General features: G+C 70.9%; 12 protein-coding genes. 6 read left to right on the forward strand and 6 right to left on the reverse strand.

Annotated features, from left to right (window positions below):
* Positions 1 to 24: 24 nt before the first annotated feature.
* Entirely contained in the window at positions 25 to 435 is a 411-nt protein-coding gene (locus ABD378_RS23645; protein WP_344523416.1) for an SCO4983 family protein, read from the forward strand.
* 164 nt (positions 436 to 599) lie between these two features.
* On the opposite strand, the gene ABD378_RS23650 is transcribed toward ABD378_RS23645, so the two are convergent.
* Both ABD378_RS23650 and ABD378_RS23655 read right to left on the reverse strand, forming a co-directional pair.
* Entirely contained in the window at positions 600 to 2405 is a 1806-nt protein-coding gene (locus tag ABD378_RS23650; RefSeq protein ID WP_344523418.1) for a WD40 repeat domain-containing protein, read from the reverse strand.
* Between the two features lie 94 nt (positions 2406 to 2499).
* Entirely contained in the window at positions 2500 to 4353 is a 1854-nt protein-coding gene (locus tag ABD378_RS23655) for a phosphoenolpyruvate carboxykinase (GTP) (protein ID WP_344523420.1), read from the reverse strand.
* 310 nt (positions 4354 to 4663) lie between these two features.
* Here ABD378_RS23655 and trhA point away from each other — a divergent pair, with 310 nt between their 5' ends.
* The 4 genes from trhA to ABD378_RS23675 all read left to right on the forward strand — a co-directional run bounded on the left by trhA (position 4664) and on the right by ABD378_RS23675 (position 8540).
* Positions 4664 to 5386, forward strand: a complete 723-nt coding sequence (gene trhA / locus ABD378_RS23660) for a PAQR family membrane homeostasis protein TrhA (RefSeq protein WP_344523422.1) — start codon at positions 4664 to 4666, stop codon at positions 5384 to 5386.
* Positions 5387 to 5501: 115 nt separating this feature from the next.
* Positions 5502 to 7061, forward strand: coding sequence for an MFS transporter (locus ABD378_RS23665; RefSeq protein ID WP_344523424.1), 1560 nt, complete (start codon positions 5502 to 5504; stop codon positions 7059 to 7061).
* The gene (locus ABD378_RS23670; protein WP_344523426.1) at positions 7058 to 7711 is read left to right on the forward strand and encodes a TetR/AcrR family transcriptional regulator; all 654 of its coding nucleotides are present in this window, start codon (positions 7058 to 7060) and stop codon (positions 7709 to 7711) included. Before ABD378_RS23665 ends, ABD378_RS23670 begins: the two co-directional genes overlap by 4 nt.
* Before the next feature lie 85 nt (positions 7712 to 7796).
* On the forward strand, positions 7797 to 8540 hold the full coding sequence (locus ABD378_RS23675) for a Mut7-C RNAse domain-containing protein (RefSeq protein WP_344523428.1): 744 nt from the start codon (positions 7797 to 7799) through the stop codon (positions 8538 to 8540).
* A gap of 239 nt (positions 8541 to 8779) precedes the next feature.
* Here ABD378_RS23675 and ABD378_RS23680 read toward each other — a convergent pair whose 3' ends face one another.
* Positions 8780 to 10834, reverse strand: coding sequence for a thioredoxin domain-containing protein (locus ABD378_RS23680; protein WP_344523430.1), 2055 nt, complete (start codon positions 10832 to 10834; stop codon positions 8780 to 8782).
* Positions 10835 to 10901: 67 nt separating this feature from the next.
* Positions 10902 to 11171: a hypothetical protein gene (locus tag ABD378_RS23685; RefSeq protein WP_344523432.1), complete on the reverse strand. Its 270-nt coding sequence runs from the start codon at positions 11169 to 11171 to the stop codon at positions 10902 to 10904.
* A 132-nt stretch (positions 11172 to 11303) separates the two neighbouring features.
* On the opposite strand from ABD378_RS23685, the gene ABD378_RS23690 reads away from it, so the two are divergent.
* Entirely contained in the window at positions 11304 to 14513 is a 3210-nt protein-coding gene (locus ABD378_RS23690; protein ID WP_344523434.1) for a tetratricopeptide repeat protein, read from the forward strand.
* Here ABD378_RS23690 and ABD378_RS23695 read toward each other — a convergent pair.
* Positions 14510 to 14755, reverse strand: a complete 246-nt coding sequence (locus ABD378_RS23695; RefSeq protein ID WP_344523436.1) for a hypothetical protein — start codon at positions 14753 to 14755, stop codon at positions 14510 to 14512. The genes ABD378_RS23690 and ABD378_RS23695 overlap by 4 nt on opposite strands.
* The gene (gene mca, locus ABD378_RS23700; RefSeq protein ID WP_344523438.1) at positions 14748 to 15629 is read right to left on the reverse strand and encodes a mycothiol conjugate amidase Mca; all 882 of its coding nucleotides are present in this window, start codon (positions 15627 to 15629) and stop codon (positions 14748 to 14750) included. Before mca ends, ABD378_RS23695 begins: the two co-directional genes overlap by 8 nt.
* Between the last annotated feature and the right edge of the window lie 74 nt (positions 15630 to 15703).

Raw genomic sequence — 15703 nt, forward strand, 5'->3', positions numbered from 1 at the left:
AGCTACCCGCCTGGAGGCCATCCCATGTACGAGCCGATCCGCACCAAGTCGGTCCACGCCATGGCCGACCCCGGCGACTTCCCGCACCGCTCCCGCGAGGAGGAGCTGGACATCCAGCTCGCCGCGCACCTGGCGGCGCTCCTCGCCGTCACGGACGAGCTGCGCGCCCTCGCGCCCGCCACCGATCTGGACGACGCCGCCGAGCAGCTCGCGTCCGAGGTGGCCCGGCTGCGCGGAGGCCTCGTGCCCGTCCGCTCGGCCGTGGTGACCGCGATCCACGAACCGCACCTCACCGCCCTGCACCAGCGCGCCCACGCCCTCGCGGGCCGCGCCCTGGTGGTGGCCGCGTCCCGCGCCGACACCGCGGCGGCGATTCTCGCTGCGCGGCGTATGGATGCGCACGCTGGCGCGGCCCGGCTGGTGGGCGCCCACTGAGCTGCCGCTCAGGCTGCTTGCGCGGCTGCGGGTGCGTCGTGGCTGGGCGCGCCCACGCGGCGGAGCCGCACGTGTCACAGCCCCGCGCCCCTTCGGGGCACGGCCCATGAACGGCCCCGGTCCGAACGCCCTCGAGGCGTTCGGACCGGGTGCCATCTACCCGGCTAGCTGATCACCCGCACCGTCGCCTCGGCCGACGAGCCCTCGTGCAGGGCGTCGCCCTCGTAGCTGACGGCGTAGACCGTCCTGCCGCGCTTGCTCGGCAGATCCCTGACCTTGAACGTGCCGTCGGCCGCGACCGATGCCGACGTCAGTTCACCCGTCGTGCCGAACCGGTCCGTGCGGATCACCTTCAGGCTGATCCCGGAGGGCAGCGCACGCCCCTGGCCGGTCAGCTTCCCGGTGATCTCGACACCGCCCGCGCGGGTCGCCTCTGCGGGAGCCGTCAGCTCGATCGCCGTCGGTGCCTTCGCCACGTCGACGGTGACCGTGACGTCCTCGGCGGGGCGGTGCGTGACATCGCCGAGGAACCGCAGCGTGTACGTCGCATCGCCGAGCCGGTCCGGCACGTCCAGGACGGTGAAGCTGCCGTCGGCCGCGACCTTGGCCGCCGCCACGTCCGTCGTGCCGTCCGCGTCCTTGCGGACCGCCTCCACCTTCACCGGCTCCGCGGGCGCGGGCCCGTCGAGCTCCAGCTTGCCGCGGATGCCGAGCGGTTCGCCGACCACGGGCTTGGCGGGCGTGGTGCTCAGGGTGCCCGTGAAGCGCGAGTCGTGCTGGGCGGCGGGGGGCTGGATGATGTGCAGCCAGTGGCCGTAGCCGTCCGTGGTCACCGCGAAGAGCCGCGAGCCGTCCTTGGACCAGTCGAGGCCGCGCGGCACGACCCGCGAGCCGTCGAGCTCCCCCTCGAAGGCGAACTCCATCGTGGTGGTGCCGTCCGCCGGGTCGGCGGGCTGGATCAACAGGTCGGACACGCTACCCGAGGCGTCCGCACCGCGCGCCACGTACTTTCCGTCGCCGCTGAACGCCACCGCCGAGGCCTTCGCGCCCGTCGGCAGCGGCTGGTAGCCGACCGGGGCGTCCGCCAGGTCGGAGGCGTCGAGCAGCCGGGTACCGTACGCCGCGTCGGCGACGGCGATCCGCTTGCCGTCGGCGCTCTGGGCGAGGTCCTTCAGGTCGAGCGCGCCCTTGCCCTCGGCGTCGGCGAAGCGCCGCTGCGGGCCTCGCACCAGGTTGGCGCCGCTCGCGTCAAAGGTGGCGACGAACGCGTTGGCCGCATTGTTCGCGCCCGCCTGCCCCATCACGAGCCGGTCCGGGGCCCCGGGTCCGGACTCGATCTTCAGCCGCCCCTCGCTGTTCCAGCCGGTGTTGACCGAGGAGGTGCCGCTGACCCCGTACAACAGGGCGACGTTGTCGGGCCTGTCGCAGTACGAGCCGCCGGTGTACGGCGTCTCCGTGAACCACGTCTTGCCGCCCGCGACGGCCACCTCACGGCCGCAGGTGACGTTGTAGGGCGTGTTCGCGGCGCCGGTCCTGGCCTGTGTCGCCGTGTCGAACGCCAGGATGCTGTTGGACTGCGACACGTGCAGCGTCGCGCCGTCCGCGCTGAGCGCCATGCCGGACGCCGGCTGGTCGGTGGCGAGCGAACCGACGCGCTGCCCCTCGAAGTTGTAGACCAGGACGGCGCTCGCCCCACTGCCGCTCATGTTTCCTTCGGTGACGTAGACCCGCTCGTGAGCGTCGTCCACGACCATCGCCCCGAAGGAGGAGATCGGCAGCTTCGCCACCTCGTCCGAGGGAGTGGCTGCGTACGCGGCGGGCGTGGCGACGGCGACGAGACCCGCCGAGCCGAGCGCCGCCGCGAGAGCGATGCCCGTCACACGTCTTAACCGCTGAGACTTCTTCAACTTGTCCCCCCACAGGCTCTGTTGACGGCCCGGGATGATCAGCGGGCCGCCCTGTGGGGTCATTGAAACATGTGAGGACCGTGTGAAGGCAAGGTATCGAATGTGCGGAAGGGCCCCGCACGCCGTTGTGCGGGGCCCTTCCGGAATGCGCGGGATGTCAGCCGAGACGCTGCACCAGGGCGCGGTACTCGTCCCACAGCTCCTTGGGCGTGTGGTCGCCGAAGGTGTTCAGGTGCTCGGGGACCAGCGAGGCCTCGTCGCGCCAGACCTCCTTGTCGACCGTGAGGAGGAACTCCAGGTCAGAGGTGGCCAGTTCAAGGCCCTCGGTGTCCAGCGAGTCCACCGTCGGCAGGATGCCGATGGGGGTCTCGACGCCCTCCGCCTTGCCGTCGAGGCGGTCGACGATCCACTTCAGGACGCGGCTGTTCTCGCCGAAGCCAGGCCACACGAACTTGCCTTCGGCGTTCTTGCGGAACCAGTTCACGTAGTAGATCTTCGGGAGCTTCGACTGGTCGGGCTTGTCCGCGCCGACCTTGACCCAGTGGGCCATGTAGTCGCCCATGTTGTAGCCGCAGAACGGCAGCATGGCGAACGGGTCGCGGCGCAGCTCGCCGACCTTGCCCTCGGCCGCGGCGGTCTTCTCGCTCGCCACGTTCGCGCCGAGGAAGACGCCGTGCTGCCAGTTGAAGGACTCCGTCACCAGCGGCACCGCGCTGGCACGACGGCCGCCGAAGAGGATCGCCGAGATCGGCACGCCCTTGGGGTCCTCCCACTCGGGCGCGATGATCGGGCACTGCGATGCGGGCGTGGTGAAGCGGGCGTTCGGGTGGGCCGCGGGGACGCCCGACTCCGGGGTCCAGTCGTTGCCCTTCCAGTCGGTGAGGTGGGCGGGAGTCTCCTCCGTCATGCCCTCCCACCAGACGTCGTTGTCGTCGGTGAGCGCGACGTTCGTGAAGACCGAGTTGCCCCACAGGGTCTTCATGGCGTTGGCGTTGGTGTGCTCGCCGGTGCCGGGCGCGACGCCGAAGAAACCGGCCTCGGGGTTGATCGCGTAGAGCCGGCCGTCCTCGCCGAAGCGCATCCAGGCGATGTCGTCGCCGATGGTCTCGACCGTCCAGCCGCGGACCGTCGGCTCCAGCATGGCGAGGTTGGTCTTGCCGCAGGCGCTCGGGAACGCGGCCGCGACGTACTTGCTCTCGCCCTGCGGGGGCGTGAGCTTGAGGATCAGCATGTGCTCGGCGAGCCAGCCCTCGTCGCGCGCCATGACGGAGGCGATGCGCAGGGCGTAGCACTTCTTGCCGAGCAGGGCGTTGCCGCCGTAGCCCGAGCCGTACGACCAGATCTCGCGGTCCTCGGGGAAGTGCGAGATGTACTTCGTGGAGTTGCAGGGCCACGACACGTCGGCCTCGCCCGCCTCGAGCGGCGCGCCGAGCGTGTGGACCGCCTTGACGAAGAAGCCGTCCTCACCGAGCTCGTCCAGGACCGCCTGACCCATGCGGGTCATGGTGCGCATGGAGACGGCGACATACGCCGAGTCGGTGATCTCGACTCCGATCGCGGACAGCGGCGAGCCGACCGGGCCCATGCAGAACGGCACGACGTACATCGTGCGGCCGCGCATCGAGCCACGGAAGACGCCCCCCTTGCCGTCGCTGCCCGTGAAGATCTCCCGCATCTCGGCGGGGGCCTTCCAGTGGTTCGTCGGGCCTGCGTCCTCTTCCTTCTCCGAGCAGATGAAGGTGCGGTCCTCGACGCGTGCGACGTCGGTCGGGTCGGAGGCCGCGTAGTACGAGTTCGGGCGCTTGATCGGGTCGAGCTTCTTGAAGGTGCCCTTGGCGACGAGCTCCTCGCACAGGCGCTCGTACTCAGCCTCGGATCCGTCGCACCAGACCACGCTGTCCGGCTGCGTCAGTTCGGCGATCTCGCTCACCCAGGAGACGAGGTCCTGGTGGTTGGTGGGAACGGTGCCCAGGGACTCAGAGAGAAGGGGAGCCGCGATGTCGCGCGCCACGATTGCTCCTATATGAGGGGTTTATAGGTTTGTTGCCCCGTGGGGGCTGCGACCCGGACGCTTCACGTGTTGTTCCCTCTGGCGCTCATCCGGTGCCGACCGCACTCATTTGATCATCCGACGCTTCCGCGCATATGTCCAGAGGGCCCCCCACATGAGCGGCGTGAGCATCGCCACTCGCCCGGGCGGCCTCCTGTGCGCGAATCCGTCACTTGTACGCTCGGGTATCACCGTGAGCATCGCCACTTGTGCGCCACGGTTCCCCCATGACTGATGCCTAACTTACGGTTGCGTAGGTACGATTCTCCTCATGACCGCTCCCGTCCCTGACGCGATCACGAACACCCAGGACACCAGCCGCGACTCGGCCTCCGGCTCCGACTCGTCCGTGCTCGAAGAAGTGAAGCCGAAGATGCGCGGCTGGCTGCACGCGGGCATGTTCCCCGCCGTGCTCGTCTCCGGCATCGCGCTCCTGGCGCTCACGGACTCCACACGCGCGCGGATCGCCTGCGGGATCTACGTCCTGACGGCATGCCTGCTCTTCGGAGTGAGCGCGATCTACCACCGGGGCACCTGGAGCCCGCGCGCGGACGGCGTGCTGCGCAGACTCGACCACGCCAACATCTTCCTGATCATCGCGGGCACGTACACCCCACTGACGATGCTGCTCCTGCCCGACTCCAAGGGGCAGTGGCTGCTCTGGGGCGTCTGGGGCGCGGCGGTGGCCGGCATCCTCTTCCGGGTCTTCTGGGTCGGCGCGCCGCGCTGGCTCTACACCCCCTGTTACATCGCGATGGGCTGGGCGGCCGTCTTCTACCTGCCGGACTTCCTGCGGACGGGCGGCATCGCCGTCCTGGTCCTGGTGATCGTGGGCGGACTGCTCTACAGCGCGGGCGGCGTGATCTACGGCATCAAGCGCCCCAACCCCTCCCCGCGCTTCTTCGGCTTCCACGAGGTCTTCCACTCGCTGACCCTGGCCGCGTTCACGGTGCACTACGTGGGCATCTCGCTGGTGGCTTACCAGCACGGATAAGCACCCCACTTCTCTTCATGGCCGCGGCTTTCGAGCCGCGGCCATTTGCGTGCGCGGACAAGCGCACGACCGCACATATTGACGGCGACTACCTTTTGAGAGTTACTCTCATTTCATGGCCACTGTCACGAACTCTCCTGCCGTGGACCGGCAGGACCCCCGCCGCTGGTGGGCGCTCGCCGCCCTGGTCGCGAGCATGCTCGTGCTCGGTTTCGACATGACGATCCTCAACGTCGCCCTGCCGACGATGGCCGGGCAGCTGGACGCCAGTACGGGCGAGCAACAGTGGATGGCAGATGCGTACGTCGTCGTCTTCGCGGCCCTGATGCTCCCGGCCGGGCTGCTCGGCGACCGGTTCGGGCGCCGCAGGATGCTGATCACCGGACTCGGGATCTTCCTGGCGGGGTCGTTGATCGGCACCCTCGTCGACTCCGTCGAGCTGGTCGTCGCCGCCCGCGCGATCATGGGCATGGGTGGCGCACTCGTCATGCCCCTCGCCCTCGCCGTGCTGCCCGCGCTCTTCGCCCCCGGCGAGCGGACCAAGGCCGTCGGCATCGTCTCGGCGGCCTCCGCGCTCGGCGCGCCGCTCGGGCCGATCGTCGGCGGCTGGCTCCTCGACCACTTCTGGTGGGGCTCGATCTTCCTGATCAACGTCCCGATGGTCGCAATCGGGATCACGGCCTGCGTCTTCCTGCTCCCGGAGACGACCGACCCGTCGTCCCCCAAGGTCGACGTCGCCTCCACCGCGCTCACCGCGGCCGGGCTCGGCGCGCTCATCTACGGGATCATCGAGGCGCCCGTACGCGGCTGGGGCGACCCGCTGACCCTCGGCATGTTCGGCGGCGCGGCGCTGCTGATCGCCGCGCTCGTCCTGCGGGAACGGCACCTGCCGCGCCCGATGCTCGACATGTCGCTGCTCCGCCACCGCGGCTTCCTGCTCAACATGCTCGCGGCGACGCTCGTCATGTTCGTCCTGTCGGGCCTGATGTTCGTGCTCCCGCAGTATCTGCAGGCGGTGCTCGGCCATGGCGCCTTCGGCACCGGTCTGCGGATGCTGCCGATGATGGGCGGCCTCCTCCTCGCCGCGAAGGGCGCGGAGCCCGTCGTACGCCGCTTCGGCCCGCGTGCGGTGATCAGCTGCGGGCTCGTCGTCCTCGCCTTCGCGGCGATCCTCGGCAGCCGTACGACGGACGACTCCGGCTACGGCTTCACCGCGCTGTGGCTCACCATCTCCGGCATCGGCTTCGGCTTCGCCGTCGTGCCGTCCATGGACTCGGCCCTCGGGGCGCTCCCCGTGGAGCGGGCGGGATCCGGCACCGGGCTCCTGATGACGGTGCGGCAGGTGGGCAGTGCCATCGGGATCGCGCTGCTCGGCTCGCTGCTCTCCGGCGTGTACGTCGACCGTCTCGACACCGGGAAACTGCCGGAAGGGGCGGCGGATACCGCGGGCGATTCGGTGGTGGCCGCCCACGCGGTCGCCGACCGGCTCGGGGACACGCGGCTCGCCGACTCCGCCGATGCGGCGTACATCGACGGCATGGTGACGGTCCTCCTGGTCAGCGGCATCGCGGCGCTCGTGACGGCGCTCCTTGTCGCGGCGCTGCTGCCGAAGGCGACTCCCACGCCGCCGGACGACGCCGACATGGCACGACCGGCGGAGGATGCCCGACAATGAGCGCCATGACGGCCGCACGTACCACCGCTTCCGCGCACGGCGCCCAGCCGGGACAGCTCGGGCTTCGCGAACGGAAGAAGCTCAAGACTCGCATCGCGATCCGTGAGGCCACGTACCGCCTCATCAATGAGCAGGGGTACGACGCGACGACGGTCGAGCAGATCGCGGAGGCGGCCGAGGTCTCCCCGTCCACGGTCTTCCGCTACTTCCCGACCAAGGAGGACATCGTCCTCACGGACGAGTACGACCCTTTCCTCGAGGACGAGCTGCGGGCGCGCCCTGCGGACGAGCCGATCGTGGAGTCCTTGCGGCACGTGCTGCGCAGGGCGGTGGGCCTCGGGTTCGCCGAGGAGCCGGAGGTCTCGCGCCTCCGTACGCGTCTGATGGTCGAGGTCCCCGCGGTGCGCTCCCGGCTGCTCGAGAGCATGGCGGTCACCAGCCAGATGCTGTGCCGCGTCATCGCGGAACGCACGGGCCGCGCACCCGGGGACCTGGAGGTCCGGGTGTTCGCGATGAGCCTGATCGCCGCGCTCACGGAGACGACGGCGTACTGGGCGGAACACGGCCACGAGGACGACCTGGGCGGGCTGGTGGACCGCACGATGGACATGCTGATCGCCGGCTTCGGCACGGGCGCGCCGCAGGCCTGACTCCCCCGGGCGGCCCCGGGCGCCCTCGGGGGAAACCCCGGGAAATCCCCGGCCGTCCACGTCGGGCCCATGCCATCCTGACCGCATGAACGGTCCGGAGATCCTCATCGAATTCGCTCCCGAGCTGGGCGTATTCGTCCCGCACGAGCGAAGGAACGGCCCCACCAAGGCCGTTACGGACGGCGTATCCACGCTCGGGCACGTCGTCGAATCGCTCGGGGTTCCGCTGACGGAGGTCGGCTCGCTCGTCGTGGACGGCGCCGAGGTCCCGGTCTCGCACGTCCCGTCGGCGGACGAGACGGTGGAGGTCCGCGCCGTCCCCCGCCCCCAGCCCGTGCCCGGCGCACCCCTGCGGTTCCTCCTCGACGTCCATCTCGGCACGCTGGCCCGGCGGTTGCGGCTCCTCGGCGTCGACGCGGCGTACGAGAGCACGGACATCGGCGACCCCGCCCTCGCCACGCGCTCGGCCGCGGAGCGGCGGGTGCTGCTCAGCCGGGACCGGGGGCTGTTGCGGCGCCGGGAGTTGTGGGCCGGGGCGTACGTCTACAGCGACGCGCCGGACGAGCAACTCCGGGATGTGCTGGGGAGGTTCGCGCCTTCTCTGCATCCGTGGACGCGCTGCACTGCCTGCAACGGCTCACTGAGGGCGGCGAGCAAGGAGGACGTGGCGGGGCGTCTGGAGGGGGGAACGCGGGGGTCGTACGACGTGTTCGCGGAGTGCGTTGCTTGTGGGCGGGTGTATTGGCGGGGGGCGCATCATGATCGGCTTGAGGGGATCGTGGCGCGGGCGGTGAAGGAATTCTCCCCAACCCCGCCCCTTCCCGGCTGATGACATTTGCGGCTCCGCCGCGGGCCGCTCTGGCGCGGGGGCCTTGGGCGCCGTTGATCACCGGCTTCGCCGAGTTCGTCCTCAAACGCCGGACGGGCTATTTCCAGCCCGGATGGGGGTCCCCCCTGCTCTTTAAGAGCTTGGGGGAGTTTGAGGCCATCTTTTCGGGGGTCCAGGGGGCGGAGCCCCATGGTTTCGGGAAGGGGCGGGGTTGGGGAAGCCCCGCAGGGCCCCCAGCCTCAGCCGGACAACCTCGCCGCCAGCTCCCCCGCATCCACAGTCGGCGCGTCACAAACAAACCGGCGGCAGACGTAAGCCGCCGGAAGCCCCCCGACCTGCCCCCTCCCTTCCAGCAGCGGAAGCTCACCGCCGCCCGCGGGGCCAACGGCCACCACAGCCCCAGGCGCCGTCCCCAGCATCGCGGTGCGGTGCAGCTCTCCGCCCACCGAGCCGATCACCGCGACCTCACGGGGACCGTCAAGCGCCGCCTCGGCCACCGCGAGCCCATGCCCGATGAACCGCGGCGCCCGAGGCGCAAGCCCCTTCACGACCCCCAACGCCCGCTCCGCCGCGAGCCGATGCGGCTCGGCCCCGGTCTGCGCCGCGTACGAGAGCAGCGCTCCCGCGGCCGCCGTCCACCCGGACGGCACCGCGTTGTCCGTGGGATCCTGCGGCCGCCGGATCAACTGCTCCGCGTCCGCCGCCGTGTCGTACAGGGACCCGGACTCCTCGTCCACGAACTGGCCGAGGACGTGATCGAGCAGGAAACCGGCGAACTCCAGCCACACCCCCTCCCCCGTCACGGAGGCCAGCGCGAGGAATCCCTCGGCGACATCGGCGTAGTCCTCCAGCACGCCAGCGTTCGCGCCCACCTGACCGTCCTTGGACGTACGGGAGAGCCGCGCCCTGTCGTCCATGTGCACCCGCACGAGCAGGTCACCGGCGCACACCGCCGCAGCCACCAGATCCGGCCGCTCGAAGTACGCCCCCACCTCCGCGAGCGCGGCGACAGCGAGCCCGTTCCAGGCGGCGACGATCTTGTCGTCACGGCCGGGCGCGGGCCGCTCCGCCCGCGCCGAGAGCAGCCGCTCCCGGATCGAGGCGATCCGCTCGGCGTCCGCCACCGCGCCCTGGCCCTCCGCGCCCTGCCCCTCCGTGCCCTGCCCCTCCGGAAGCTGCAGGACGGAAGCGCCTTCCTCGAAGGTCCCTTCCTCCGTCACCCCGAAGTACGCGGCGGCGACCTCGGCGCCCGCGTCGCCGAGCACCTCGCGCAGCTGCTCGGGCGTCCACACGTAGTAGGCGCCCTCGACGTGCTTGCCGCTCGTGCCGTCCTCGCTGTCCGCGTCGAGCGCCGACGCGAAACCGCCCTCGTTCGTGCGGAGTTCGCGCACCATGAAGTCGGCGGTCTCCACGGCGACGCGCCGCGCGAGGTCGGAGCCCGTGGCCCGCCACAGGTGGGCGTACACGCGGCAGAGCAGCGCGTTGTCGTACAGCATCTTCTCGAAGTGGGGCACGACCCACTCGCGGTCCACGGAGTAGCGGGCGAACCCGCCGCCCAGCTGGTCGTAGATGCCGCCGCGCGCCATCTTCTCGCAGGTGTCGGCCGCCATCTGGAGCGCGCCCTCCGAGCCGGTGCGGGCGTAGTGCCGCAGCAGGAACTCGACGACCATGGACGGCGGGAACTTGGGCGCGCCCCCGAAGCCGCCCCGCGACGCGTCGTAGTCGCGCGTCAGGCCGAGCAGCGCCTGCGCGAGCTCGTCCTCGCCGGGCAGCTCGTCGGAGCCGAACGCCAGCTGCCGGTCGGCGAGGTCGCGCACGATCTTCCCGGCGACCTCGGCGACCTCGTCGCGCCGGTCCGTCCAGGCGCGCCGGACCCCGTCGGCCACCTGCTGGAAGGAGGGCATGCCGTGCCGGGGCTCCGGCGGGAAGTACGTGCCGAAGTAGAAGGGTTCGGCTTCGGGCGTCAGGAAGACCGTCATGGGCCAGCCGCCCTGCCCCGTCGCGGCCTGCACGGCCTCCATGTAGACGGCGTCGATGTCGGGCCGCTCCTCGCGGTCGACCTTGATGTTGACGAAGTGCGCGTTCAGGAAGGCGGCGGTGTCGGCGTCCTCGAAAGACTCGTGCGCCATGACGTGACACCAGTGGCAACTGCTGTATCCCACGCTGAGCAGCACAGGGACGCCTCGCTCCCGCGCCTGCGCGAAAGCCTCCGCCGACCAGGGCCACCAGTCGACGGGGTTGTCGGCGTGCTGAAGAAGGTAGGGGGACGTCTCATGGGCCAGTCGGTTCGGCATGCCCTCCATCCTCGCGCACACGGCGGGGCCCCGCGCAGGTGGCACGAGTTCGCGGCGAGCCGCGCCGTCAGGCTCCGCGGCCCCGCAATGCCCTGCCGGTCTCGATGTCGGAATCGAGCGCGCTCAGTCGGGGCGGGACCCTGGAGTCGTCGAGCACCACGACGTGCAGCCGGTCGCCGACCTGGGGCGGCGCGACATCCGTCCACCAGGACGGGTGCTTGGCCTGATCCACGAAGCCCTCCTGCCCGTCGTCCTGCCCGTCGACGGTCACCAGGCAGCCCACCGGGGCGACGGCCCTGACCGTCACATCGAGTTCCTGATGATCGGCGATCGTCACCTCAACTCCCCTCCGTACGCCGGAGATGCTCCCACGTGATCCGCGGAGTCCCTCGCGCCGGAGCCCCGTACGCAGGACACTTGTGACCGCAGGCGACTATTGCTCTCAGATTGCTCTCGGAGGGGGACCCATATGCGGGACAGCCATCGGGCCGAAGCCGAGCGGCTGTTGGTGCGGGCGGTGGAGGAAGAGGTGCGGCGCTCCGGCGGGCGCGTCGACGGGGGTGTGCTGCTCTCGCGGGCCCGCGGTGCCCTTGATGCCATGGAGCAGACCGCCGAGGAGGAGTACGCCGCTTATACGCAGGCCGTCGACGAGGCGGCGGCCGGGCAGCTCTCCTTCGGGCAGCGATATGCCAAGGAGGGCGCGGGAACTCCCCTGCTCGTGGCCGCCGTTGCGGCCGTCGGCGCGTGTGTCGCCGACCTCGCGCTCGGGACCGGGGCCTCGACCGCGCTGGGCGCGGGTGCCGCCGTCGCCGTCGTCGGCGCGGCCACCACCGTGCTGAAGGTCACCGCTTCCCATGTGCCCGCGGCCAGCCGCCGCGCCGGGGCGATCAGCCAGCCGGGCGGGCCCGAGCAGTTGCGGCTGCAGTGGCTGACGGCCCTGGAGGTGCGGGGCATCCGGCCCTTCATCGACCAGCAGCGGGTGCTCCAGGCGTCCTCCGGCTCCGGCAAGAAGAAGGCCTCGCCCCAGCTGCGGGGCACGGACAAGAGCGCGGCGGCACGCAGGCGCAGCGTACTGGAGCAGTCCTTCACCCAACTCCCTGAGCCTGATGGCCCGTTCGCCGGGCGGCGTCCCGAACTCGCCCGCGTGGCGCAGTGGGTGCACGCCGCGCGGGCCAGCACCGAGACCCGGCCCACCGTCGTCGTGCTGCACGGCGCGCCGGGCTCCGGGCGCTCCTCGCTCGCCGTCCGTGCCGCGCACGATCTGCGGGACCAGTTCCGGGGCGCCTGCGTCGTCGACCTGCGGGGCGAGAGCTCCCAGCCGCTGTCCACGCGGGACGCGCTCATGCATCTGCTGAATCGATTGGGCGCCCCGCGCGAGCAGTTGCTGTTCCGGGAGCGTTCCTCGCAGGAGCAGCAGGTGAAGCGCCTCAGCGAGCTGTATCACCAGTATCTGACGGGTCTGGCCGTGACCGTCGTCCTCGATGACGCGAGCGACCCGGAGCAGGTGCGCACCCTCGTGCCCGAGCGTTCCGACAGCCTCGTCCTCGTCACCAGCCGCAAGCCCATCGAACTCCCCGCCGACCTCCCCGCCTGGGTGCACCAGCTGCCGGTGGAGCCGCTGGAGGCGGCGGGCGCGGAGGAGCTGTTGCGGGAAGCGGCTCAGGACGCCTCGGGGCCCTACGACGCCGAATCCACCGACGCGGTGCGGGAGTTGTGCGGCGGCCTTCCGCTCGCCCTGCGCGTCGCAGGGTCCTCGATCGGCGCGCGCACGCCGCGTCAGCTCGCATCCGACCTGGCCGCGTACGGACCCTTCGAAAAGGTCGCGCCCGTCGAGCGCGTCCTGTGGCTGCGCTACACCGACCAGTCCGAGCCCGCGCGGCGTCTCCTGCGCAGGCTCGCGCTCGCCGGCCGCGCGTCCCTGGGCGCGGCTGCCGCCTCGGCCCTGCTCGGCGCCGACGAACAGGAAGCGGCCCGCCAGCTGACCGCGCTCTCGCGCGCGGGCCTCGTCGACCACGTGCGCGGCAGCCGCTACCGCCTGCACGATCTCGTACGCGCCTTCGCCCTTGCCCGGCTCATCGACGAGGAGGAGGCCGGCGAGCGCACGGCCGCGCAGGAACGTCTCATCGTCAGCTACAGCGAGCTCGCAGGATCTGTGATCCGCCTGGTCGACGGCAAGATGTCGACGCGCGCGGGCCAGTTCGACCGGCACGGCTTCTCCTCGCTCGAAGCCGCCCTGCGCTGGCTCGACGACGAGACGAGCTTCATCACGGCCACGCTGCGGCACGCGGAGGGCGTCGACCAGGAGGCGGTGCTCAACCTCCTTGGCGCGCTGTGCGACTACTGCCTGCTGCGCGGCGACCTCTACCGCCTGGGCGAGATCAGCGAGCTGACGCAGGCCGTCGACCAGGGTCTTCTCACACGGAGCGTGCGGTGGCGCACGGGCATCGCGTCCCGTCAGCTCGGCGAGCTCGACCAGGCGCGCACGACCCTGGCGTCGGTGGTCGACCTGTACATGGAGGCTCATCAGGACGCGGGCGCCGCCCTCGCCCTGTGCTCCCTGGGGATCACCCTGCACCACCAGGGCAATCTGACGGAGGCGGCGGCGCGGCTGCGCGAGGCGCTCGATCTGCAGGCCCCCGAGGAGCTCGCGGGCGACCGGGCCTGGACGATGCACGCCCTGGCGGCGGTCGAGCGGGACCGCGCCAACCTCAACCAGGCCCTCGGCCTCCTGGAGTCCTCCCTCGCCCTGCACCGCGAGAACGACTCCCTGCACGGCGAGGCCTGGGCGCACTTCCAGCTCGGCCAGCTCTGCCTGCGCATGGGCGACGTACCGCGCGCGGAGGAGCAGCTGCGGGGCGCCCTTGACCTGTACGGGCGCACACGCGACGGCCGCGGCGAGGCCTGGGCCCTGACGCAGCTCGCGCGGGCCCGCCTGGTGGACGGCGACGCGTCGGCCGCGGTCGACGGGCTGCGGCAGGCGGTGTCCCGGCACCGCGACAACGAGGACGCGCGCGGCGAGGCGTGGAGCGCCTACTACCTGGGCCAGGCCCTGGAGGAGGCGGGCAGCCTCGACCAGGCGGTGCGCGAGCTCGAGCGCTCGCGGACGATGTTCTCGCGGATGCGGGACGTGTACGGCCTGGCCTGCGCGCGGCACCACTCGGCGCGGGTGACCCGCGACCAGCGCGCCGCCCAGACGGGCTCGCTGCGCAACTCCGGCTTCGCCCGCCAGCTCCTGGTGGACGCCCGCGCCGACTTCCAGCGCATCGGCGTCGCGCACGGCGAGGCCTGGACCTGCCTGGAGCTCGCGGTCGTGGACGCGGGGAACACGCGCGCCCAGCAGGCGCTCGGCCTGTGCGACGAGGCAGCCGCGCTCTTCGCCTCGTACGGCGACCACCGCGGCGAGGACTGGGCCCGCTTCCTGCGCTGCACCATGCTGCCGTACGGATCGCCCGGCGGCTGGGAGATCGGCACCGCCGTCGCCCAGGAGGAGCTCAGCCAGCTGGCCCGCGCGGGCCATCCGACGCGCGACGGCAAGCTGGCCGACTACATGGAGGCGTACGGCCTCCTCCTGGAGCGCGGCGCCGACCTGGAGACCGGCTGGCAGGCCTGGCGCCTGGGCATGGTGCCGAACCGTCACTCCCGAGAGGTGATGGGAGTGACGGTGACGAGGGCGGGCTAGCCCCGCCGGGCCTCGGCCCCGGAGGGCTCGCTCTCGCCGGATCCGGTGGAGGACTCGGCGGGCTCCTTGAAGTCGACCTTCCGCATGTGCTTGTTCATCGACTTCATCAGCCCCCAGACGGCGAGAGCCATCACCGCGAAGACGATGAAGCCGAGAACACCCGGGGTCACCTTGTCATCGTCGACCTCTTTGGCGAGAGGGACGAGATGCGTCATTGCCAGATGTGCGTTCACGCTAGGCATTGTCGCGGATGCCCGCAAAGAGGTCGTCCTCGGGGAGGGATGTATCGACGAGCGACTTCGCGAGCTCGTACTCCTCCGTGGGCCAGACCTCCTTCTGGAGCTCCATCGGCACCCGGAACCAGCCGCCCTCGGGGTCGATCTGCGTGGCGTGCGCGATCAGCGCCCTGTCGCGGACCTCGTAGAAGTCGGCGCAGGGAACATGCGTGGTCAGCGTCCGCTCGACCCGGTTGAACTCGTCCCACCGCTTGAGCCAGTCCCCGTAGGGCGACTCCATGCCCTTGTCGAGCATCGCCTGGTGCAGCGCCTCGGTGCGCGGCCGGTTGAAGCCCTGGTTGTAGTAGAGCTTCTGCGGCTGGTAGATCGGGCCGAACTCGCTCTCCGGGTACTTCTCGGGGTCCGCCGCCCCTTCGAAGGCCACCATCGAGATCTTGTGGGTCATGATGTGGTCGGGGTGCGGATAGCCGCCGTTCTCGTCGTAGGTCGTGATGACCTGCGGACGGAAGGAGCGGATCTGCCGGACCAGCTCCCCGGCCGCCTTGTCGACGTCCTCGAGGGCGAAGCAGCCCTCGGGCAGCGGCGGCAGCGGGTCGCCCTCGGGCAGACCCGAATCGACGAAGCCGAGCCAGTCCTGCTTGACGCCGAGGATCTCGCGAGCCTCGTCCATCTCCTTCCTGCGCACCTCGTGGATGTTCTCCTGGATGTACTTGTCACCCTGGAGCTTGGGGTTGAGGATGTCGCCGCGCTCCCCGCCCGTGCAGGTCACGACATGCACGTCCACCCCCTCGGACACGTACTTGGCCATGGTGGCCGCACCCTTCGACGATTCGTCGTCGGGGTGGGCGTGCACGGCCATCAGTCGCAGCTGCTCAGTCAAGACTCGTTCCTCAGTCATCTGGCGCCCTGGTCAATTCGGCGCAATGGACGGCTTCTATAGTGACGGAACCGGGG

The sequence above is a fragment of the Streptomyces rectiviolaceus genome (assembly GCF_039533825.1).
GTDB lineage: Bacteria > Actinomycetota > Actinomycetes > Streptomycetales > Streptomycetaceae > Streptomyces > Streptomyces rectiviolaceus.

Excerpts from the sequence above, each read along its gene's own strand:
- ABD378_RS23680 (WP_344523430.1), bottom strand. The coding sequence starts at position 10,834 with ATGCCGAACCGACTGGCCCATGAGACGTCCCCCTACCTTCTTCAGCAC.
- ABD378_RS23675 (WP_344523428.1), top strand. The coding sequence starts at position 7,797 with ATGAACGGTCCGGAGATCCTCATCGAATTCGCTCCCGAGCTGGGCGTA.
- ABD378_RS23650 (WP_344523418.1), bottom strand. The coding sequence starts at position 2,405 with ATGACCCCACAGGGCGGCCCGCTGATCATCCCGGGCCGTCAACAGAGC.
- ABD378_RS23665 (WP_344523424.1), top strand. The coding sequence starts at position 5,502 with ATGGCCACTGTCACGAACTCTCCTGCCGTGGACCGGCAGGACCCCCGC.
- ABD378_RS23690 (WP_344523434.1), top strand. The coding sequence starts at position 11,304 with ATGCGGGACAGCCATCGGGCCGAAGCCGAGCGGCTGTTGGTGCGGGCG.
- trhA (WP_344523422.1), top strand. The coding sequence starts at position 4,664 with ATGACCGCTCCCGTCCCTGACGCGATCACGAACACCCAGGACACCAGC.
- ABD378_RS23695 (WP_344523436.1), bottom strand. The coding sequence starts at position 14,755 with ATGCCTAGCGTGAACGCACATCTGGCAATGACGCATCTCGTCCCTCTC.
- ABD378_RS23645 (WP_344523416.1), top strand. The coding sequence starts at position 25 with ATGTACGAGCCGATCCGCACCAAGTCGGTCCACGCCATGGCCGACCCC.
- ABD378_RS23670 (WP_344523426.1), top strand. The coding sequence starts at position 7,058 with ATGAGCGCCATGACGGCCGCACGTACCACCGCTTCCGCGCACGGCGCC.